Genomic DNA, 19836 nt, shown 5'->3' on the forward strand with positions numbered 1-19836 from the left:
GCCCCGCGGGACCGGCGCGCCGGAAGCGTCGCGGCCACCGGCCTCGATATCGTCTCCCTCACTCAAAGTAATGAAGGAGACACCGGGTGCGCACGCAGTCCGACGAGGGGTACAGCCACGCGCTGGGCAACCGCCAGATCCAGATGATCGCGATCGGCGGCGCGATTGGGGTCGGCCTCTTCCTCGGCGCGGGCGGCCGCCTGGCCGCCACCGGGCCCGCGCTCGTGCTCTCCTACGCCACCGCCGGGCTGGCCGCCTTCTTCGTCATGCGGGCGCTCGGCGAGCTGGTGCTCTACCGCCCGGCCTCGGGCTCCTTCGTCGAGTACGCCGGCGAGTTCATCGGCCCGTGGGCGGCCTTCGCCAGCGGCTGGATGTACTGGGTCAACTGGGCCTTCACCGGCATCGCCGAACTGACCGCCATCGCCGCCTACGTCCACTACTGGGCCGGCGGATTCCCCCAGTGGCTGACCGCGCTGCTCGCGCTGGGGTTCGTGCTGGCGGTCAACCTGCTGTCGGTGCGCGTGTTCGGCGAGCTGGAGTTCTGGTTCGCGATGCTCAAGGTGCTGGCCATCGTGATCTTCCTGGTGGTCGCGCTGGTGCTGGTGGTCTTCACCGTCGGCGACGCCGGGCCGCGCAACCTGGTCGCGCACGGCGGCTTCTTCCCCACCGGCTTCCCGCTGGTGCTGATGAGCCTGCAGTCGGTGGTGTTCGCCTACGCCTCGATCGAGCTGGTCGGCATCACCGCCGGCGAGACCGCCCGGCCGCACGAGGTCATGCCGCGGGCGATCAACGGCGTGGTCTGGCGCATCGCGATCTTCTACGTGGGCTCGGTGCTGCTGCTGGCGATGGTCCTGCCCTGGACGGCCTACAGCGCAGGCACCTCGCCGTTCGTCACGTTCTTCGCCGGGCTCGGGGTGCCCTGGGCGGCCGACGCGATGAACCTCGTGGTGATCACGGCCGCGCTCTCGTCCTGCAACTCGGGCCTGTACGCCACCGGCCGCATCCTGCGGTCGATGGCCACCAAGCGGGAGGCCCCCGCCTTCGCCGCCACGCTCAGCTCCCGGCACGTGCCGATCGGCGGGATCGTGTTCACCGCGGCCATGTTCCTCGGCGGCGTGGCGCTGTTCTACTACCTGCCCGAGCGCGCCTTCAACATCGCCACGGCGGTCGCCTCGCTCGGGGTGATCACCACGTGGGGCGTGCTGGTCCACTGCCAGACCCGGCTGCGCGCCACCGGGCACCGGTCGGCGTTCCCCATGCCGGGCTCGCCGTACACAAACTGGCTGACGCTCGGGTTCCTGGCGCTGGTGATCCTGCTGATGCCGTTCGCCGACCGCGATCAGCGGGTGGCCTTCTTCCTCATCCCGGCCCTGGTCGCGGGCATCGCGCTCGGCTGGCTGGTGGTACGCCGCCGCCGGACGCGGGCGGCCGCGCGGGAGGCGGGTTAGTCTCGTCCGGGCAGGAGTCGCCGCTCGGGGGAGGCCACACTGGACAAGCTGGACGACACACTCGATCCCGCGCTCGGCTGGGCGGCGACCGCCGTCCCCGTCGCCGGGCCGCCGCACACCGCGGAGCCCGAGCCCGCAACCGGGCCCGCAACCGGGCCCCTCGCCGTGTCCGCCCCTGGGCCCGCCACCATGCCCCTCACCGTGCCCGCCCCCGTGTCCGCCCCCGGGCCCGCAACCGGGCCCGCAACCGGGCCGTCCAGTGGGCCCGCCGTCGAGCCCGCAGCCCCGGTCGGGGTCGGGGCGGAGCGGCGGGGGCGGCAGGTGTGGCGGGTCGTGGCGGCGGCTGCGGCGGTGGGAGCCGCGCTCGCGCTGATCGGCGTGCCGCTGGGCGTCTACCCGAAGCTCGCCTGCGCCGTGCTCTCCCCCGGCTGCGGGCCGCTCCAGGAGCCGCGCGGCCGGCTGCCGCGGCTGACCCGGCTGACGCCCGTCCAGGCCGCGCTGAGCGGCACGTACGTCGCGCTCGGCGACTCCTACTCCTCCGGCGAGGGCGTCTACGAGCAGGACGCCGGCCCCGTCAACGACGGCGCCGACCGCTGCCACCGCGCCCGCGGCTCCTACGTCCCGCTGGTGGCGCAGGCCCACCCGTTCACCGGCGGCAGCGCCTTCTACGCCTGCAGCGGCGCCACCACCCGCCAGCTCCTGTCCGGCCAGTACGGCCAACAGCCCCAGATCACCCGCGTCGGCCCGTCGGCCAGCCTGGTGACGCTGAGCATCGGCGGCAACGACGCCGGGTTCACCGACGTCCTGACCGGGTGCATCGTCAAGCTGCCCTGGTCGTCGGCCTGCGTCAACCAGGACGCCGCGGTCGCCCGGCGCATCGCCGAGCTGCGGCCCAGCCTGACCAGGGTGCTCGGCGAGCTGCGCGCCCGCGCGCCGGGGGCCCGGGTCATCGTCCTCGGCTACCCCAGGCCGTTCCCCGTCTCGCCGGTCCGCACGGTCGACAACCTGAGCGTGGCCGACCAGCGGTGGCTCAACACCGTCACGCGCCGGCTCAACGACACGGTGGGCGCCGTCACGGCCGAGCACGACCGCGGCCTGGCCGGCCTCGGCGCCCCCGGCAGCGTCGAGTACGTCGACGCCTACGAGGCGTTCACCGGCCACGAGGCCGGCACGCCGCAGCCGTACCTCAACAGCCTGGCCGTGGACATGGACCCGCTGACCGTCAACGCCCGCAGCTTCCACCCCACCGGCGACGGCTACCGCCGCTTCGCCGAGCTGATCAACCAGCAGATCGCCGCCGGCCCCGGCCGCCCGTTGCACAACTACCGCCTCACCACCCCCTGAGCCGCGGGCGGCCCGCCCTCGGCAGGCCGCCGCCCCGCCGCCACACGCCGTCGGCGGGGCCGGCGCACCGGGGTTCAGGAGCGGGCGCGTTCCTCGGCCAGGTGGAGGCCCGCCTCGATGACGGCGTTCATGACGGACGCCAGCCGCTCCTCGCCCAGCTGGGGCGCCCGCGCCGCCATCCGCGCCACCAGCGCCCGCTCCCGCGCCAGGTCGCGCCCCGCGAACCCGCCCACCGGCTTGAGCCGCTGCACGACCCCCGCCAGGGCGGCGCGCCGCTCCAGGAGGGTGGCCAGCGCCGCGTCGACCCGGTCGATCGCCTCCCGGCACTCGGCCAGCGTCGCCGGCGACTCGGGCCGCAACAACGCGCCGACCAGCGTCACGGCCTCCTCGGCCGCCCGCATGTCCGCAGCCTCCTCCGCCCGCCCGGCCGCGCCGGAGCCGCCGGTACCGGCGGGCCCGGCGACCACGAGGCCGTCGGCGCCCGCCGCCACGGCCGCCGCCGCCAGCCCCGGGTCGCGCGAGACGTCGGCCAGCACCGGACGCCCCGACGCGGCCCGCGCCGCCCGCAGCACCCCGAGGTCGAGCCGGCCCCCCTCGCACAGGACCACTTGATCGTTCCCCTCGGCGGCGCAGTAGCCGGCCAGGCCCACCCATTCCTCCACCGACGCCGACGGCCGCCGCTCGACCACCACCGGCAGCCCGAGCCCGGCCGCGGCCCGCACCAGCGGGATGTCGCGCGTCCACGTGGCCCCCACCACCACGGCGTCGGCCAGCGCCGCGATCGCCGGCAGGTCGGCCGCCGAGTACGGCTCCACCAGCGTGGCCCGCTCCCCCAGCGCCTCACGCGCGTCGACCTGCCCGCGATGCGGGCGCAGGCTCACCCGCCCGCCGATCACCACGGCCGGGCCGTGGCCCACGCGCAGCCCGCCGATCGTCACCATGTGCCGCTCCAAGGTCGTTGTCATCTCGACTCCCCACTCGGGCCGGCCCAGCGAAGCCGGCAGGAAAACCAAAAAGGCAGAGACGGGGCGTCTCTGCCTTGTGCCGACTCCAGGTGGTCGCTAGCTGACGACCGGCCCTCCCGGAGCCGGCTCGGTAAAGGTGTAGCGACAAGTCATGTCTGAAACCTTACACCCGCCTCCACCTGCTGGACGTTCCTTCTCATATGGCGGACTGACCTTCCGGCGAGTCGCCGATGATCCCTCGCTATGGGAGTATTTCTTGGCCGAGAGGGAGGGTTTGAGGCCGTTGATGTCGGATCGCAAGCAGGACGGACGCCGCATCGCCGGCCGGTACGAGCTGCTGGAGCCCATCGGCAAGGGCGGCATGGGCATCGTCTGGCGCGCCCACGACGAGCTCCTCGACCGCACCGTCGCCATCAAGGAAGTCCGCTACGCCGCTGCCCTGGGCGACGAGGTGCAGCTGCTCAACCGGCGCACGATGCGCGAGGCGCGGGCCGCGGCCAGGTTCGAGCACCCCAACGTGATCGTCGTCCACGACGTGATCGAGGAGGACGGCCGGCCCTGGATCGTCATGCAGCTGGTCCAGTCGCGCTCCCTGGGGGCGGTGATCAAGCAGGAGGGGCCGCTGCCGCCCGAGCGGGTGGCCGAGATCGGCGTCGCCGTGCTCGACGCGCTGCACCGGGCGCACGAGGCCGGGGTGCTCCATCGCGACGTCAAGCCCGAGAACGTGCTGCTGGCCGACGACGGCAGGGTCGTGCTGACCGACTTCGGCATCGCCACGCTGGAGACCGAGACGCAGCTCACCGTGACGGGCCTGGCGGGCACCCCCGCCTTCATCGCGCCCGAGCGGCTCAAGGGGCTGCCCGCGCGCCGCGAGTCCGACCTGTGGTCGCTGGGCGCGACGCTCTACACGGCCGTGGAGGGCCGCTCGCCGCACGAGCGCGGCATGGCGCTGGCCACCATGCACGCCGTCCTGACCGACGAGCCCGACCCCGCGCCGCACGCCGGGCCGCTGGCCGGGGTGATCAGCGGGCTGCTGGTCAAGGAGCCGGTGCAGCGCCTGACGTACGAGGAGGCCGCGCGGATGCTGCGCGAAGCCGCCACCGCGTCGAGCCCGGCGGAGACCAGGCGGTTCCCCAGCCGGAAGCTGCGCGCCGCCGTCCCCGCCCCGGATCCCGTCGAGGACGAGGACGACACCCCGACCGACCCCGACCTGGCCGTCCCCCCGCCCAGGTCCGCCCCCCGCACCACGCCCCGGACCACGCCGAGGCCCGCGCCCCGGACCGCACCCACGCCGAGGAGCAGGGCCGCCGGCACGCCGCCGCCCGTCGGGACCGGCCGCCGGATCCCGCCCGCGACCAGGGACTCCGCGCTTCCCGACGAGCCCACCGGCGAGCCCACGGTGGGCAGCCGCCAGGAGGGCCGCAAGTTCGGGCCGATCGCGCTGGCCGCCGCGGCAGTCGTGCTGGTCGCCGGGGTCGGCGGCTATCTCGGCCTGCGCTCGGCCCCCGAGGACCACTCCGCCAGGCCGCCGCAGGCCAGGCAGTCGGCCAAGGCCCACACCTCGACGTCCGCGCCCGCCTCGGGCACCGAGTCGAAGCCGCCGGCCACGAGCACGCCCTCGTCCTCGCCGTCCTCCTCGCCCTCGGCCACGCCGGACAAGACCGAGGACGCCGACCCGCTGCCCAGCGGCTGGAAGATGTACAAGGACAAGGAGCTCGGCTTCTCCATCGGGCTGCCCAAGGGCTGGGACGTCTGGGACCGCGGCGGCCGGCAGGTCAAGTTCAAGGGCCCCGGCGCGGCCTCGAACGCCTACCTGATGATCGAGGAGGCGGCCAAGCCCGGCAAGGACCCGTACAAGGACTGGAAGAAGCAGGAGCCGTCGCTCAAGCACAACTTCGGCGGCTACAAGAAGATCGGCATCAAGAAGGTCGACTACATGAAGGCCGCCGCCGACTGGGACTTCACCTGGAACACCAACACGGGCAAGACCCGGGTGCGCGACCGCGGCTTCATCACCGAGAACGGGAAGGCGTACGCCATCTACTGGCACACCCTCAACAGCCACTGGAAGAAGGACTACCACTTCTTCGAGGGCTTCGCCGCGACCTTCAAACCCGCCAAGTAGGCTTCCCTGCGTGGAAAGGCAGGTCAGCAACCGGTATCGCCTCATCGAGCCCCTCGGGGAGGGCGGCATGGGGGTGGTCTGGCGTGCCTACGACGAGCTGCTCGACCGTACGGTGGCGATCAAGGAGGTCCGCTACACGGGCGTCGGCGACGCCAAGCGGGCCGACCTCAACCGCAGGACCATCAGGGAGGCCAGGGCGGCCGGCCGCCTCGACCACCCGTCGGTGATCGTCATCCATGACGTCGTCGAGGAGGACGGGCGGCCGTGGATCGTGATGCAGCTCGTCCGGTCCCGTTCGCTGGCCGAGGTGATCGGCGAGCGCGGGCCGCTGCCGGCGGCGCTGGTGGCGATGGTCGGCGGCCGGGTGCTCGACGCGCTGCGGGCCGCCCACGCCACCGGGGTGCTCCATCGTGACGTGAAGCCCGAGAACGTGCTGCTGGCCGACGACGGCAGGGTCGTGCTGACCGATTTCGGCATCGCCGCGCTGGAGGCCGAGTCGGGGCTGACGGCGACCGGCGGGCTGGTGGGCACCCCGGCGTACATGCCGCCGGAGCGGCTCAACGGCGAGGCCGCCCGTCCGGAGTCCGACCTATGGTCGCTGGGGGCCACCCTGTACGCGGCGGTGGAGGGGCGGCCGCCGTTCAAGCGCGACTCGTGGGCGGCCACGGTGGCGGCGGTGCTGCGCGACGAGCCCGAACCGCCCGTGCGGGCGGGGGCGTTGCAGCCGGTCGTCATGGGGCTGCTGCGGCGCGACCCGGCGGCCAGGATGCCGGCCGGCGAGGCGGCGCGGCTGCTCCACCAGGTGGCGACCGGCCAGCCGCTGCTGGCCGACCAGACCCCCATGTGGTCGGCCCCCTTCCCGGCCCCCGCCCCGACTCCCGCCGCCCCCGGCCCGTACCCCCAAGGCCGACCCCCGCACGGCCCGCCCGCCGCCCCCAGCGGCCCTTACCCGCCGCCGCAGGGAGCGCAGCCCGTCACCGGCGACGCGCGGCCGCCGCACCGGACGGTCCCGGGAGACCCGCGGCGGCGCGGCCGGACGATGTGGATCGCGGTGCCCGCCACGGTGGCCGCCCTGGCGCTCCTGGGCGGCGGCGGCGTGCTGCTCTACGACCGGTTGTCAGGGTCCGCCACGCCCACCCCGACGGCCGGCGCCCAGCCGCCCGCCACCGGCGAACCGGTCCCCGCCCCCTCGACACCGCCGTCGAAGTCCCCGTCGAAGTCCCCGACGCTCGAGCCGAGCCCGCAGCCGACCGAGGAACCCACCGGCGAACCCACCGGCGAGCCGACCGCCACGGCCCCGGCGGTGCCCGCCGGCTGGCGGCCCTTCACCAGCGCCGCCGGCCACTTCTCCATGGCCATCCCCAAGACCTGGACCGCCGCCAAGAACCCCACCAGGGACAGCATCCGCCTGTCCGGCCCCGGCACCCCCGGCGCGATGATCGTCGAGTGGACCGTCCCCGACATCCCGTGGAAGGACCCGCAACAGCACTGGCTCGGCCTGGAGAAGGAGATCAAGGCCAAGGGCGAGTTCGACCACTACACCAGGATCGGCATCACCCCCACCGAATACCTCGGCCTGCGCGCCTCCGACTGGGAGTTCACCCAGATGCGCAAGGGGCAGCTCATCCACGTCATCAACCGCGGCTTCCACACCGCGGCCGGCCGCCCGTACGCCCTGTACTGGGAGACCCTCGACTCCCGCTGGGCCGCCGACCGGCACTGGTTCGACACCTTCGTCAAGACCTTCCGCCCGGAATGACGCCGGAGCACGACGGCGAGCGCGAGCGGGCCCGGTTCTGGCGGCATCCGGCGGTCCCCGAGACCGACCTGCTCAAGGCCCGCTACGTCACCCACCGCTTCTCCCGGCACGTCCACGACGGGTACGCCATCGGGCTGATCGTGGCGGGCGTGGAGGAGTTCGACTACCGCGGCACCCTGCACCGGGCGGGCGCGGGCGAGCTGGTGCTGGTCAACCCGGACTCGGTGCACACCGGCCAGGCGGGCACGCCGGGCGGGTGGGCGTACCGGATGTTGTATCCGTCGGTCGAGGCGCTGGCCGGGATCGCGGCCGAGCTCGACGCGCCCCTGGCCACCCCGTACTTCCCTCAGCAGGTGGTGCGCGACCCGGAGGTGGCGGCGCTGCTCGGGCGGGCGCACCAGGCGGCCGAGCGCGGCGACGCGCTGGCCGCCTCCACGTTGTCGCGCACGCTGTTCGCCCGGCTGCTGAGCAGGCACGCCGCGCCCAGGCCGGACGCGAGCCCGCCGGGCGCGGGCCGGCGGGCGGTGCGCGAGGCGATGGCGCTGCTGCACGAGAGCCTGCTCGACCCGCCGACGCTGGAGGCGCTGGCGGCGGCGGTGGGGGTGCGGCCGTTCCCGCTGCTGCGCGCGTTCAAGGCCGTGACGGGCCTGCCGCCGCACGCCTATCTCACCTCGCTGCGTGTGCGGCAGGCCCGCCGGCTGCTCCTTGAGGGGGTACGTCCGGCGCAGGTGGCGGCGGACGTGGGCTTCACCGACCAGGCCCACCTGAACCGGCACTTCAAGCGCGTCGTGGGCGTGCCACCCGCCGCCTACCAAAAGGCCGCAGGAACGTACAAGACCGGATATTTGCCCAGTTCATAAGCTGTTTCCCATGGAAACGACAACTCGCCGTTCCGCCGCGGTGCGTGACGGCCTCGGTGTGGGTCTGGCCGTGGGGTTGTCCGGTCTCGCGTTCGGCGCGGCGGCGATCACCGCCGGGCTCAGCGTGCCCCAGGCGTGCGTGCTGAGCCTGCTGGCCTTCACCGGCGCCTCGCAGTTCGCGCTGGCCGGGGCGATCGGCGCGGGCGGCGACCTGACGGCCGCGGCCGCGGGCGCGCTGCTGCTCGGCGGCCGCAACACCCTTTACGGCCTGCGCCTGGCCGACCTGCTGAACGTCCGCGGCCCGCGCCGGCTGCTGGCCGCCCACGGCGTGATCGACGAGACCACGGCCGTCACGCTGGCCCAGCCGGACGAGCCGTCGGCGCGCACCGGCTTCCTCACCACCTTCGCCAGCCTGTACGTCACCTGGAACCTCACCACCCTGGCCGGCGCGGTCGGCACGTCCTTCCTGGGCGACCCGCGGGTGCTCGGGCTCGACGCCGTGGGCCCGGCCACCTTCCTGGCCATCCTGTGGCCGCGGCTGGCCGGCAGCGGGCGGCTGCGGGTGCTGGCGGTGGCCGGGGCGGCGGTCGCGCTGGCGGCCAGCCCGTTCTTCCCGCCGGGCGTGCCGGTGCTGCTGTCGGCGGTCGCGGTGCTGGCGGTGATGGTGCGATGACGGTGTGGTGGGCGATCGTCGCGGTCTGCCTCGGCTGCTACGCGCTCAAGCTGGCCGGGCTGGCCGCGCCGCGCCGGGTGCTGGACCATCCGGCGGTGCGCAGGTTCGCCGAGCTGGTGCCCGTGGCGCTGCTGTCGGCGCTGATCGCGGTGCAGATGTTCACCGAGCAGGGCAGGCTCGCGTTCGACCCGGCGCGTACGGCGGGGCTGGTGGCGGCCGTGGTCGCCCTGGTGCTGCGGGCGCCGTTCCTGGTGATCCTGGCGGCGGCGGCCGTCGTCACCGCGCTTGCCCGGATGTTTCTTGGGTAGTCGCCGTGCATGTCCGATTCTGCGGGGATGGTCGGTGGCCGCTACCGGCTGCTCAGGACGATCGGCCAGGGCGGTATGGGAACCGTGTGGCAGGCGCACGACGAGGTGCTCGGCCGTGACGTGGCCGTCAAGGAGGTGCTGCCGCCGCCGGACCTGAGCGGCCCTGAGCGCGAGGTGTTCGCCGTGCGCACGTTCCGCGAGGCGCGGGCGGCCGGCCGGGTGGCGCATCCGGGGGTGGCGGCCGTCTACGACGTGCTGGAGGAGGGCGGGCATCCGTGGATCGTCATGCAGCTCGTGCACTCCCGTACCTTGGGCGAGACCATCCGCGCCGACGGCCCGCTGCCGCCGGCCAAGGTCGCCGCCATCGGGTTGCAACTGCTGGAGGCGCTGCGCGCCGCGCACGCGGCGGGCGTGCTGCACCGTGACGTCAAGCCCGACAACGTGCTGCTGACCGAGGACGGCCGGGCGGTGCTCACCGACTTCGGCATCGCCACCACCGAGGACGAGGCCCCCGTCACCAGGACCGGCATCCTCATCGGCACCCCCGCCTTCATGGCCCCGGAACGGGCGGCCGGCGGCCAGGCCAGGCCCGCCTCCGACCTGTGGTCGCTGGGCGTGACGCTGTACATGGCGGTCGAGGGCCACTCCCCCTTCCACCGGGACAACGCCCTGGCCACGCTCGGCGCGGTCATGCACGCCGAGCCGGAACCGCTGGCCCGCGCGGGCGTGCTCGCCCCCGTGCTGCTCGGGCTGCTGCGCAAGAACCCCGCGCAGCGCATGTCGCTGGAGGAGGCCGAGCAGCGGCTGAGACTGGTCCTGACCGGCGGGCCGCTGGAGCAGACCGGCCCGGTGCCGGTGCCCCCCATGGCCGTACGCCGTCCGCGCAGGACGCCGATCCTGGCCATCGCGGCGGGCGCGCTGCTCGTGGGCCTGGTCACCGGCGGCGCGGCCTGGTGGACGAAGCAGTCGGACCAGCCGGTGCAGGGCCGCGCCCCGACGATCCCGGCGGTCGTCACCCCGCCCGGCAGCGACGCCCCGACCGACGCCCCGACGGACGCGCCGAAGACCGCCGTCACCGACTCCGAGCCCGCCCCCGCGACCTCGCCTCCCTCGCGGTCCGCCGCGCCCCGGCGCAGCGCCCCCTCGCCCACCAGCGGTGAACGGACCAGCACCCCCGCGAAGTCCCCGGCGAAGAAGCCGACGCCGACCAGGTCGGCGGCCCAGCGGGACGAGCAGGAGGACAAGAAGGACGACGCCCCCTCCAGGACCCCCGGCCAGGTCGACCCGTCGCAGGACGGCGAGGAGTAGCGGCCGGCTCAGGTGTCGGCGGCGACGGCGTCGAGCGCCTTCTGCAGGTCCTCGGGGTAGTCGGTGCTGAAGGACATCCACTCGCCGGTGGCCGGGTGCTCGAAGCCGAGCGAGACCGCGTGCAACCACTGCCGGGTGACGCCCAGCCGGGCCGCGAGCGTGGGGTCGGCGCCGTAGAGCATGTCGCCGACGCAGGGGTGGCGCAGGGCCGACATGTGCACGCGGATCTGGTGCGTACGGCCGGTCTCCAGCTTGATGTCGAGCAGCGAGGCCGCCCGGAACGCCTCGATCGTGTCGTAGTGGGTGACCGACGGCTTGCCGCCCGCGACCACGGCGAACTTGCCCTCGCCCGAGGGGTGGCGGTCGATGGGCGCGTCGACGGTGCCCCTGAACGGGTCGGGGTGGCCCTGGACCAGCGCGTGGTAGCGCTTGTCGACCGTGCGTTCCTTGAAGGCCCGCTTCAGCGCCGAGTACGCGTGCTCGCTCTTGGCCACGGCCATCGCGCCCGTGGTGTTGGCGTCGAGCCGGTGGACGATGCCCTGCCGCTCGGCCGCGCCGCTGGTGGCGATCGTGTGGCCGGCGCCGAGCAGGCCGCCGATCACGGTCGGGCCGGTCCAGCCGACGGTGGGATGGGCGGCCACCCCGATCGGCTTGTTGACCACGATGATGTCGTCGTCCTCGTAGACGATCGTCATGCCGGGCACCGGCTCGGCCACCGGCATCGGCGTGCTGACCGGGGGCGGCAGCGTCACCTCCAGCCAGGCGCCGGCGTGCACGCGGTCGGACTTGGCCGGCTGCCCGCCGTCGACCTGCACCTCGCCGGCGGCGATCAGCTCGGCCGCGCGGGTGCGCGAGAAGCCGAACAGCCGCGAGATCGCCGCGTCGACGCGCTCGCCCTCCAGCCCGTCGGGGACGGGCAGACTCCGCCGCTCAGCCATCCTGGGGCTCCTTCCCGGTCCCCGCGGTGTCCCCCGCGGTGGTGTCGGTCTCCCTGGTGCCGTCGATCTGCACGTTGCGCCAGGCCAGCAGCACCGCCAGGATGCCGCCGCAGACGATCGCCGAGTCGGCGACGTTGAACACCGGGAAGTAGTCGATCACCGGGAAGCGCCCGGGCAGCACCTCGATGAAGTCCACGACGTGCCCCTGGAGCTGCGTCGAGCGGCCGAACCCCGACGGGTAGCGCAGCAGCCTGTCGGTCAGGTTGCCGAGCGCCCCGCCGAGGAGCAGCCCGAGGGTGATCGCCCACGGCAGGCTGTGGAGCTTGCGCGCGGTGCGCACGATCGCCACCACCACGCCCGCCGCGATGAACGTGAACACGAACGTCATCCCCGTGCCGATGCTGAACGCCGCGCCCGAGTTGAAGATCACCCGGAACTGCAGGACGTCCTGGAGGACGACGAGCGGCGCCTTGCCTTCGAGCGTTCGCAGCACGATCGTCTTGCTGATCAGGTCAGCCGCGTAGACGACGACCGCCAGCGAGGTGAGGATCGCGAGGAGACGTCCGCGTGGCCTGCCTAGCGGCGTTCCTCCTTCTGCTTGCAGGCCACGCACAGCGTCGCCCTCGGGAACGCCTGAAGACGTTCCTTGCCGATCGGCTTGTGGCACGATTCGCACACTCCATAGGTCCCTGCGTCGATCCTGGCGATCGCACGTTCGTTCTGCGCGACCAGATCGCGCGCATTCAGGGTAAGGGCGATCTCGCGTTCGCGCTCGTACGTCTTGGCGCCGGCGTCCGCCTGGTCGTCGCCCGCGCCCTGGGTGACGTCACCAGAGGCTATCTCCGACTCGTGGCGGAGGATGTCGGCCTCGAGCTCGTCGATCTCGGTCCGCAGCCGGCCGCGTACCTCGGCCAGCTCCTCTTCCGACCACATCGACGGTGTAGCGGTCTGCGTGACTGCCGCCATGGCTGCCTCCATGCTGATCAAGGCCGTGAATGGTGCGGGCAGCTTAGGATCCTCATAACGGAACGGCAAACGACCCGCCGGATGGTTTACCTCACCCGTACTATCCCGCCTCGCCCGTTCAACTCCTCCCCGGGGACGTCCATTCCCACAAATTTCCTCCTTGCCTACCAACGCCGCCGCCTGCGGGAGGAAACCTGGAAGTCTTCGGCTCCACTCTGCGTTATGGTTTGAGACTGCAAGGCGTTGATGGGGCCCCGCTGTGAGGGATATCACCCCGGAGCCGCCGGAAGAACGGCTCGGCAGAGCTCACTAGACCCGGCAGCAAGCGAATGAAGAGGGCCTCCTCCGGAGGCCAAGAAGGGTGGTACCGCGGAGCCGCGAGGCTTCGTCCCTTCGCGCACGCCACAACCGGCCGACGACGCGTGGAGGTCCCGCCCGACATGTCTTCCCCATCATTCCGCTCTCTTCCCGCGCAGGTCGACCTGCCCGCGCTCGAGCGCGAGGTCCTCGACCGCTGGCGGGACGGGAAGATCTTCGAGCGGTCCGTCGAGCAGAACGCCGGCAACCCCGCCTGGGTGTTCTACGAGGGCCCGCCCACCGCCAACGGCCTGCCCGGCGTGCACCACGTCGAGGCCCGGGTGTTCAAGGACCTGTTCCCGCGCTACAAGTCGATGCGCGGCTTCAGCGTCCCGCGCAAGGCCGGCTGGGACTGCCACGGCCTGCCCGTCGAGGTCGGCATCGAGCGTGAGCTGGGCCTGACCGGCAAGAAGGACATCGAGGACTACGGCATCGCCGAGTTCAACGCCAAGTGCCGCGAGTCGGTGCTGCGGCACGTCGACGCGTTCGAGCAGATGACCGAGCGCATGGGCTACTGGATCGACCTGTCCCAGGCGTACCGGACGATGGACCCGTCCTACATCGAGTCGGTCTGGTGGTCGCTGAAGGTCGTCTTCGACAAGGGGCTGCTGTTCCGCGACTTCCGCATCACGCCGTACTGCCCGCGCTGCGGCACCGGCCTGTCCGACCACGAGCTGGGCCAGCCGGGCGGCTACGAGAACGTCTCCAGCCCGTCGGTCTACGTGCGCATGCCCGTGACGTCCGGGCCGCTGGCCGAGCTGGGCGCGGCGCTGCTGATCTGGACCACCACGCCCTGGACGCTGGTGTCCAACACGGCCGTCGCCGTGCACCCCGACGTCACCTACGTCGCGGCCAGGACCGCGGACGGCGAGGTGCTGGTGGTGGCCGAGCCGCTGCTGTCCGTCCTCGGCGAGGACGTCACCGAGGTGGCCCGCTGCACGGGCCGCGAGCTGGAGCGCACCCGCTACAGCCGCCCCTTCGACCTGGTCGACATCCCCGGCGCCCACTACGTCGTGCTGGGCGACTACGTCACCGTCGAGGACGGCACCGGCCTGGTCCACCAGGCCCCCGCCTTCGGCGCCGACGACATGGCCGTCATCAAGCGGTACGACATGCCGATCGTCAACCCGATCGGCCCCGACGGCCGCTTCCTCGACGACGTCCCCATGGTCGGCGGCCGCTTCTTCAAGGACGCCGACGAGGAGCTCACCGAGGACCTGCGCCGGCGCGGCCTGCTGTACCGGGGCACGCACTTCGAGCACGCCTACCCCCACTGCTGGCGCTGCCACACCGCGCTGCTGTACTACGCGCTCCCGTCCTGGTACATCCGCACCACCGCGGTCAAGGACCAGATGTTGTCGGAGAACGCCAACACCAACTGGTTCCCCGAGACCATCAAGTGGGGCCGGTTCGGCGAGTGGCTGCGCAACAACGTCGACTGGTCGCTGTCGCGCTCGCGCTACTGGGGCACGCCGCTGCCGTTGTGGGTGTGCTCGGCCGACGAGAGCCACGTCACCTGCGTCGGCTCGCTGGCCGAGCTGGGCACGCTGGCCGGCCAGGACGTCTCCGCGCTCGACCCGCACCGCCCCTACGTCGACGACGTGACCTTCGACTGTCCCTCCTGCGGCGCGCTCGCCACCCGCGTGCCCGACGTCATCGACGCCTGGTACGACTCGGGCTCGATGCCGTTCGCGCAGTGGGGCGAGCACGGCAAGCCGGAGGGCGTCTACCCCGCGCAGTTCATCTGCGAGGCCACCGACCAGACCCGCGGCTGGTTCTACTCGCTGATGGCGGTCGGCACGCTGGTCTTCGGCCAGTCCTCCTACGAGAACGTGCTCTGCCTCGGCCTCATCCTGGCCGAGGACGGCCGCAAGATGAGCAAGCACCTGGGCAACATCCTGGAGCCGATCCCGCTGATGGACCAGCACGGCGCCGACGCGCTGCGCTGGTTCATGGCCTGCTCCGGATCGCCGTGGGCGGCCCGCCGGGTGGGGCACAACGCACTGGAGGAGATCGTCCGCAAGGTCCTGCTGACCCTGTGGAACACCTCCTCCTTCTTCACCCTGTACGCCAACGCCGAGTCCTGGAGCCCGTCCGAGCCCGCTCCCCCGGCCGCCGAGCGTCCGCTGCTGGACCGCTGGGTGCTGGCCGAGCTGCACCGGACGGTCGCCGAGGTCACCGCGTCCCTAGACGAGTACGACACCCAGCGCGCCGGCCGCCGCCTGGCCGACTTCCTCGACGACCTGTCCAACTGGTACGTCCGCCGCTCCCGCCGCCGCTTCTGGCAGGGTTCGCGCGAGGCGTTCGCCACCCTGTACGAGTGCCTGGAGACGGTCACCCGGCTGATGGCGCCGATCACGCCGTTCGTCACCGACTACCTCTGGGACGTGCTGCGCGCGCCCGGCGCGCCCTCCTCGGTCCACCTGACCAGCTGGCCGCAGGTGCGCGAGGACCTGCTCGACCCGGCGCTGTCGGACCAGATGGCCCTGGTGCGCCGGCTGGTCGAGCTGGGCCGCTCGGCGCGCGCCTCCTCCGGCGTGAAGACGCGGCAGCCGCTGCGCCGGGCGCTGGTGGGCGCGCACGGCTGGCCGTCGCTGCCCGCCGAGCTGCGGGGGCTGGTGGCGGACGAGCTGAACGTCCAGGCCCTTGAGGACATGTCCGGATTCGACGCCGATCTCGTGTCGTACACGGTGAAGCCGAACTTCCGGGCGCTCGGGAAGCGGTTCGGGTCGCGTACCAAGCTGGTGGCCGCCGCGGTGACCGCCGCCGACGCCACCCGCGTGGCCCGCACGCTGCGTGGCGGCACCCCCGTCATGATCGAGGCGGACGAGCTGGGCGAGATCATGCTCGGCCCCGACGAGGTGATCGTCACCGAGCAGCCGCGCGCGGGCTGGGCCGTGGAGACCGGCGCCATCGGCACCGGCACCGGCGAGACCGTCGCCCTCGACCTGGAGCTGTCCGACGAGCTGCGCCGCGCGGGCCTGCTGCGCGAGGTGATCCGCCTGGTCCAGGAGGCCCGCAAGTCCTCCGGCCTGTCGATCACCGACCGCATCGACCTGTGGTGGACGGCCTCCTCGCCCGACCTGGCCGCCGCGCTGCGCTCCGGCGGCGGCACGGTCGCCGAGGAGGTCCTGGCCGCGTCCCTCACCGAGGGCGCCCAGGAGGACCTCCCGGCCCACCGCGACGAGGACCTGGGCCTGATGTTCCACCTCCGCCGCGCCTGACCCCGGCCTGCGCGGAGCCCTCGCTCCCGGACCGGCCCGCGGAGCCCTCGCTCCTGGACCGGTCGACGGCGTGGCGGGCACGGTCCGACCGGCCACCGCGCGGGGCGCCACCGATCACCTCGGTGGCGTCCCCGACGCGTGTGGCCGCCTCCTGCCGCGTGACGAAGGGATCCGGTCCCGTGCCGAGTCTGATCCGCCGTGCTTCCGCTCAGGTGTTCGTCGACGCGTCCACCGTCGATCTGACCGGCGAGGAGCTCGTGGCGGAGTTCGAGTGGGACATGACCGCGACGGGCCTCGTCCAGGCCGATGCCGGCGGTGACGGCGCGCGCGTCGTGTGCGGCCAGGAGATCGGCGACATCGGCGTCACCGCCGAACTGTGGGACGCCGCCCCGCCGTTGGCCGCCGACGACTGGCAGGACGTCGCCGAGGTGTCGGTGGCCTGGCGCTCCGCGTTCATGGACTTCGCGACGACGGGCGGCGGGGAGAACCCGGCCGCACAGCTGGAACTGCCCGGCCCCGGCGACTACCGGCTGCGCGTCCACGGACGCAACCGCGACGACGGCGACCCCCGGGACGACGACGCCCCCGTCGAGGAGTACCTGATCCAGGTGTGGCCCGCCCCCCAGGCCGGTCCCGTCACAGCCAAGTCCACCAGCCGGACGGCGGCCGCGTGGAGAGCGCGGTGAGCTCCGCCCGGTCGCGGGGGCGTTCGGGCCTTCCCGGCGGTACCTCGTCCAGAGAAGGGCGGACAAATGGCCAGATGGACGTGGACGTCCCTGAGCCCGGCCCGCCGGCGGATGCGCAGCGGGGCCGGGGTGGGCGGGTGTTACTCGGCCGGGTCGCGGTCGTGCTGGCACACCGGGCAGCTGGTCAGGCCGGCGTCCTCGGCCTCGGGGATCGTCATGGTCTCCACGCCCGTCTCCCCCGCGCCCCTGATCAGTGGGCAGGTGGCGCTGTGGTAGCGACGGGTGCCGGTGATGACCTTGACCGTCCTTGAGCTCCCGGCGGGCCCGGACGTGCCGCCGGTCTCGCCCTTCGAGCCCTCGCCCGTGTTGCCGAGCTTGCCGCCGGACGTCTCGCCCTTCGCCGCGCTCTCCTTGCCGGCGGCCGTGCCGGGCTTGGCGTCCTTGCCCTCGGCCTTCGGCGCCGGGGCGGCCGTTCCCGCCGGACGGGCGGAAGGGGCCGGCGCAGCCCCAGAAGGCCGCTCGGACGCCCCGGCAGCCCCACCCGAGGATTCCGGCTGCACAGGCAGCCCGGAGGCCGTCACGCGAGGCTGCGGCGCCGTGTCGGGATCGGACATGTCGTCGCCGTCGTCGGCGGACGCTTCGGCGGGCCGTCCGGGCCGCTCAGCAGCCGGCGCTGGCCGGTCGGCGGGCCGGTCAGCAGCCGGCGCTGGCCGGTCGGCGGGCCGGTCGGCGGGCGACGGCCGGGCGGCCGAGGACGGCTTGCCCGGCTTGCTCTCAACCGCCGGCTTGCCGGAAACAGCCGCGTCACCGCCCGTCTGCCCTGAAGCCGCCGCACCCGCACCGGCCTTGGCGGGAGCCGTGCCCTTGGCCGACGAAGCCGGAGCCTCACCCTCAACCGCCCCAACAGCCGACGGCTTCTCGGACGGGCTCTTGGGCGCGCTCCTGGACGGGCCAGGGGCCGGCGAACTCGTGGAGGCCGCAGCAGGGCTCGAAGGGGCGGCCGACGGGCCCTTGGCGTCGTCCGGCGAAGGCGAAGAGGGACGCGCGGGCCGCTCGCGCTCCGACGGCGGCCGGAAGTAGGAAGTCTGGATCTCCCCCTGCTCGTCGTCCGGACCGGCCTCGGAATCGGGCGCGGCGGCGGAGGAGGGGGACTTGGCCGGGTCGCTCGCCTGCGCGGCGGCGGCCGGACGGCCGAACCACCCGGTGGCGCCCTCCTCGCGGGGGGCGGCGGGCTCCGGGGTGGGGGTGGAAGCCTTCGTGTCGGGCTTCGGCGGTACGACCGGCGGGCGCAGGTCCCGGGTCTCCGCGGAGGTCTCGGCCCGGCTCTCCGCCACGGCGGAGGGGGTGGCACCGGGGCCGGGGGCGACGACGGGCTCGGGGTCGGCGGCAGGCGGCAACTGCCGTCCGCCGAGCGCGGCGTCCGGAAGGCACGTGGTGCAGGGCGTGAAGCCCTCCTCGCGTGCCTCCTCGTGGGTGAGCTCCTCGTGATCCCGTCCGGCCAGCTGGCGGCAGCCCGGCACGTGGTATCTCTTGCGGCCCGGGATCACCAGCACGATCGCGTCCGGCGAGATGCCGCTCGCCGCGGGGCGGCGAGGCGCGGAGGCCGGAACGGCGGTCCGCTGAAGCGTCTGCGGGTGCGGATGCGGGTGGGGTTGTGGCCGCGGGTGCGGCTGGGGCCCGGCAGGACCGGTCTGGTTGTACGGCAGGCCGGGCGGCGGGAGCGGGGCCGGAGGGGTGGCCGGCGCAGCGGCCCGCCCACCACCGGGAAACAGCTCGTGACGCCGCAGCAACGCCCCGATCACCAGGAACAGCGCGGACAGCACGCTGACCACGATGGACCACATGATCAGGAACGGCTTAGCCAGTACGAAGCCCGCGATCAGCAGCACGACCGCCGCGAGCACCAAACCAGCACTGATAAGGATCACAGGGGGCTCTTTCGAGTGACAGGTCCTAGTGACCCGCTACTTTACCGGCGGTCGTTGTGCGGACCGTCGCCGCCGGGGAAGGCGCCCTGCGGAGCCTCGCCGCCGAACGGGTTGGGACCACCGGGAAGAGGCTGCTGACCACCCTGGGGAACCGCGTGCGACATGGCGGGAGCCTGACCCTGCGGACCGGACATGACCGGGAACCCGCCGCTGCCCTCCGCGGAGACGTTGAGCTCGGCGAGCTGGTTCTCCAGGTAGAGCTTGAGGCGGCTGCGGTATTCGCGCTCGAAGCTGCGCAGCTCCTCGACCTTGCGCTCGAGCTCGTCACGGGTCTGGACCAGCGAGCCCATCGCCTGGCGGTGGCGCTCCTGCGCGTCGCGCTCGAGCGTCTCGGCGCGGGCACGGGCGTCGCCGATGACCTGCTCGGCCTGGCGGCGGGCCTTGGTGAGGATCTCGTCGGCCTCACGGCGGGCGCGGGTCACCGTCTCGTCCGCCTCCCGGCGGGCGTCGGCGATCGCCTGGTCGGCGGTCTGCTGGGCGAGGGCCAGCACGCGGGCCGCGGTGTCCATGTTGTCCTCGGCGGGAGGCATGCTCATGGCCACGGGCTGCGGCTCGGGGGCGCGCATCGGCTGCGGCTCGGGGGCCCGCATGGGCTCCGGCTGCGGCGGCGCCATCATCTCCGGCTTCGGCTGCTCCTGGACGGGCGCGGAGGCCATGGGCATGCCCATGCCGCCCGGCACCTTCCCACGCAGGCACTCGGCCAGTTTGGCGCGTAGCTCCTCGTTCTCTTGGATCAGGCGGTCGAGCTCAGCCTCCACCTCGTCGAGGAAGGCATCGACCTCCTCCTCGTCGTAGCCCGGCCGCAGCCGGGTGGTACTGAACTGCTTGTTCCGCACATCAGCGGGCGTCAGCGGCATTTTTTGGTCTCCTTGGCGCGCTTGGAGTCT

16 protein-coding genes are annotated in these 19836 nt (G+C 73.4%); 10 read left to right on the forward strand and 6 right to left on the reverse strand.

Features of this window, described 5'->3' with window-relative positions:
• The first annotated feature begins 86 nt into the window (after positions 1–86).
• Entirely contained in the window at positions 87–1448 is a 1362-nt protein-coding gene (locus AB0J71_RS00060; protein ID WP_352324919.1) for an amino acid permease, read from the forward strand.
• 333 nt (positions 1449–1781) lie between these two features.
• Positions 1782–2792 carry an SGNH/GDSL hydrolase family protein gene (locus tag AB0J71_RS00065; RefSeq protein ID WP_364411667.1) on the forward strand — a complete coding sequence of 337 codons (1011 nt, stop codon included), beginning with the start codon at positions 1782–1784 and terminating at the stop codon, positions 2790–2792.
• A 74-nt stretch (positions 2793–2866) separates the two neighbouring features.
• On the opposite strand, the gene AB0J71_RS00070 is transcribed toward AB0J71_RS00065, so the two are convergent.
• Positions 2867–3757, reverse strand: coding sequence for a chorismate mutase (locus tag AB0J71_RS00070; protein ID WP_364411669.1), 891 nt, complete (start codon positions 3755–3757; stop codon positions 2867–2869).
• A 286-nt stretch (positions 3758–4043) separates the two neighbouring features.
• On the opposite strand from AB0J71_RS00070, the gene AB0J71_RS00075 reads away from it, so the two are divergent.
• The 6 genes from AB0J71_RS00075 to AB0J71_RS00100 are packed head-to-tail and all read left to right on the forward strand — an operon-like array spanning position 4044 to position 10790.
• Positions 4044–5882: a serine/threonine-protein kinase gene (locus tag AB0J71_RS00075; RefSeq protein WP_352324916.1), complete on the forward strand. Its 1839-nt coding sequence runs from the start codon at positions 4044–4046 to the stop codon at positions 5880–5882.
• 10 nt (positions 5883–5892) lie between these two features.
• Positions 5893–7641 (forward strand): protein kinase, encoded by a 1749-nt coding sequence (locus AB0J71_RS00080; RefSeq protein WP_364411672.1) that lies wholly within the window; start codon positions 5893–5895, stop codon positions 7639–7641.
• Positions 7638–8501: an AraC family transcriptional regulator gene (locus tag AB0J71_RS00085; protein ID WP_352324913.1), complete on the forward strand. Its 864-nt coding sequence runs from the start codon at positions 7638–7640 to the stop codon at positions 8499–8501. The genes AB0J71_RS00080 and AB0J71_RS00085 overlap by 4 nt, the downstream gene beginning before the upstream one ends.
• A gap of 10 nt (positions 8502–8511) precedes the next feature.
• Positions 8512–9174, forward strand: coding sequence for an AzlC family ABC transporter permease (locus AB0J71_RS00090; protein WP_352324912.1), 663 nt, complete (start codon positions 8512–8514; stop codon positions 9172–9174).
• Positions 9171–9482: an AzlD domain-containing protein gene (locus AB0J71_RS00095; protein ID WP_352324911.1), complete on the forward strand. Its 312-nt coding sequence runs from the start codon at positions 9171–9173 to the stop codon at positions 9480–9482. Before AB0J71_RS00090 ends, AB0J71_RS00095 begins: the two co-directional genes overlap by 4 nt.
• A 9-nt stretch (positions 9483–9491) precedes the next feature.
• Complete coding sequence (locus AB0J71_RS00100; RefSeq protein ID WP_352324910.1) at positions 9492–10790, forward strand: protein kinase; 1299 nt, start codon at positions 9492–9494, stop codon at positions 10788–10790.
• An 8-nt stretch (positions 10791–10798) separates the two neighbouring features.
• Here the strand turns inward: AB0J71_RS00100 and AB0J71_RS00105 are convergent, their stop codons facing one another.
• The 3 genes from AB0J71_RS00105 to AB0J71_RS00115 are packed head-to-tail and all read right to left on the reverse strand — an operon-like array spanning position 10799 to position 12706.
• Positions 10799–11728: an RluA family pseudouridine synthase gene (locus AB0J71_RS00105; RefSeq protein ID WP_352324908.1), complete on the reverse strand. Its 930-nt coding sequence runs from the start codon at positions 11726–11728 to the stop codon at positions 10799–10801.
• Positions 11721–12278 (reverse strand): signal peptidase II, encoded by a 558-nt coding sequence (gene lspA, locus AB0J71_RS00110; RefSeq protein WP_364412163.1) that lies wholly within the window; start codon positions 12276–12278, stop codon positions 11721–11723. The genes AB0J71_RS00105 and lspA overlap by 8 nt, the downstream gene beginning before the upstream one ends.
• A gap of 26 nt (positions 12279–12304) precedes the next feature.
• On the reverse strand, positions 12305–12706 hold the full coding sequence (locus AB0J71_RS00115; protein ID WP_352324926.1) for a TraR/DksA C4-type zinc finger protein: 402 nt from the start codon (positions 12704–12706) through the stop codon (positions 12305–12307).
• 428 nt (positions 12707–13134) lie between these two features.
• On the opposite strand from AB0J71_RS00115, the gene ileS reads away from it, so the two are divergent.
• On the forward strand, positions 13135–16275 hold the full coding sequence (gene ileS, locus AB0J71_RS00120; protein ID WP_364411675.1) for an isoleucine--tRNA ligase: 3141 nt from the start codon (positions 13135–13137) through the stop codon (positions 16273–16275).
• A 179-nt stretch (positions 16276–16454) separates the two neighbouring features.
• On the forward strand, positions 16455–16961 hold the full coding sequence (locus AB0J71_RS00125; protein ID WP_364411677.1) for a hypothetical protein: 507 nt from the start codon (positions 16455–16457) through the stop codon (positions 16959–16961).
• A 140-nt stretch (positions 16962–17101) separates the two neighbouring features.
• On the opposite strand, the gene AB0J71_RS00130 is transcribed toward AB0J71_RS00125, so the two are convergent.
• Together AB0J71_RS00130 and AB0J71_RS00135 are read right to left on the reverse strand one after the other, a co-directional pair.
• Positions 17102–18868: a hypothetical protein gene (locus AB0J71_RS00130; RefSeq protein ID WP_364411680.1), complete on the reverse strand. Its 1767-nt coding sequence runs from the start codon at positions 18866–18868 to the stop codon at positions 17102–17104.
• 62 nt (positions 18869–18930) lie between these two features.
• Positions 18931–19806 (reverse strand): DivIVA domain-containing protein, encoded by an 876-nt coding sequence (locus AB0J71_RS00135; RefSeq protein ID WP_352325076.1) that lies wholly within the window; start codon positions 19804–19806, stop codon positions 18931–18933.
• Positions 19807–19836: the final 30 nt, after the last annotated feature.

The sequence above is a fragment of the Nonomuraea sp. NPDC049637 genome, assembly GCF_040675235.1.
Taxonomy (GTDB): Bacteria; Actinomycetota; Actinomycetes; order Streptosporangiales; family Streptosporangiaceae; genus Nonomuraea.

Coding starts and splice junctions, on each gene's coding strand:
- AB0J71_RS00075 (WP_352324916.1), top strand. CDS start 4,044: ATGTCGGATCGCAAGCAGGACGGACGCCGCATCGCCGGCCGGTACGAG.
- AB0J71_RS00085 (WP_352324913.1), top strand. CDS start 7,638: ATGACGCCGGAGCACGACGGCGAGCGCGAGCGGGCCCGGTTCTGGCGG.
- ileS (WP_364411675.1), top strand. CDS start 13,135: ATGTCTTCCCCATCATTCCGCTCTCTTCCCGCGCAGGTCGACCTGCCC.
- AB0J71_RS00090 (WP_352324912.1), top strand. CDS start 8,512: ATGGAAACGACAACTCGCCGTTCCGCCGCGGTGCGTGACGGCCTCGGT.
- AB0J71_RS00070 (WP_364411669.1), bottom strand. CDS start 3,757: ATGACAACGACCTTGGAGCGGCACATGGTGACGATCGGCGGGCTGCGC.
- AB0J71_RS00105 (WP_352324908.1), bottom strand. CDS start 11,728: ATGGCTGAGCGGCGGAGTCTGCCCGTCCCCGACGGGCTGGAGGGCGAG.
- AB0J71_RS00095 (WP_352324911.1), top strand. CDS start 9,171: ATGACGGTGTGGTGGGCGATCGTCGCGGTCTGCCTCGGCTGCTACGCG.
- AB0J71_RS00100 (WP_352324910.1), top strand. CDS start 9,492: ATGTCCGATTCTGCGGGGATGGTCGGTGGCCGCTACCGGCTGCTCAGG.
- AB0J71_RS00115 (WP_352324926.1), bottom strand. CDS start 12,706: ATGGAGGCAGCCATGGCGGCAGTCACGCAGACCGCTACACCGTCGATG.
- AB0J71_RS00135 (WP_352325076.1), bottom strand. CDS start 19,806: ATGCCGCTGACGCCCGCTGATGTGCGGAACAAGCAGTTCAGTACCACC.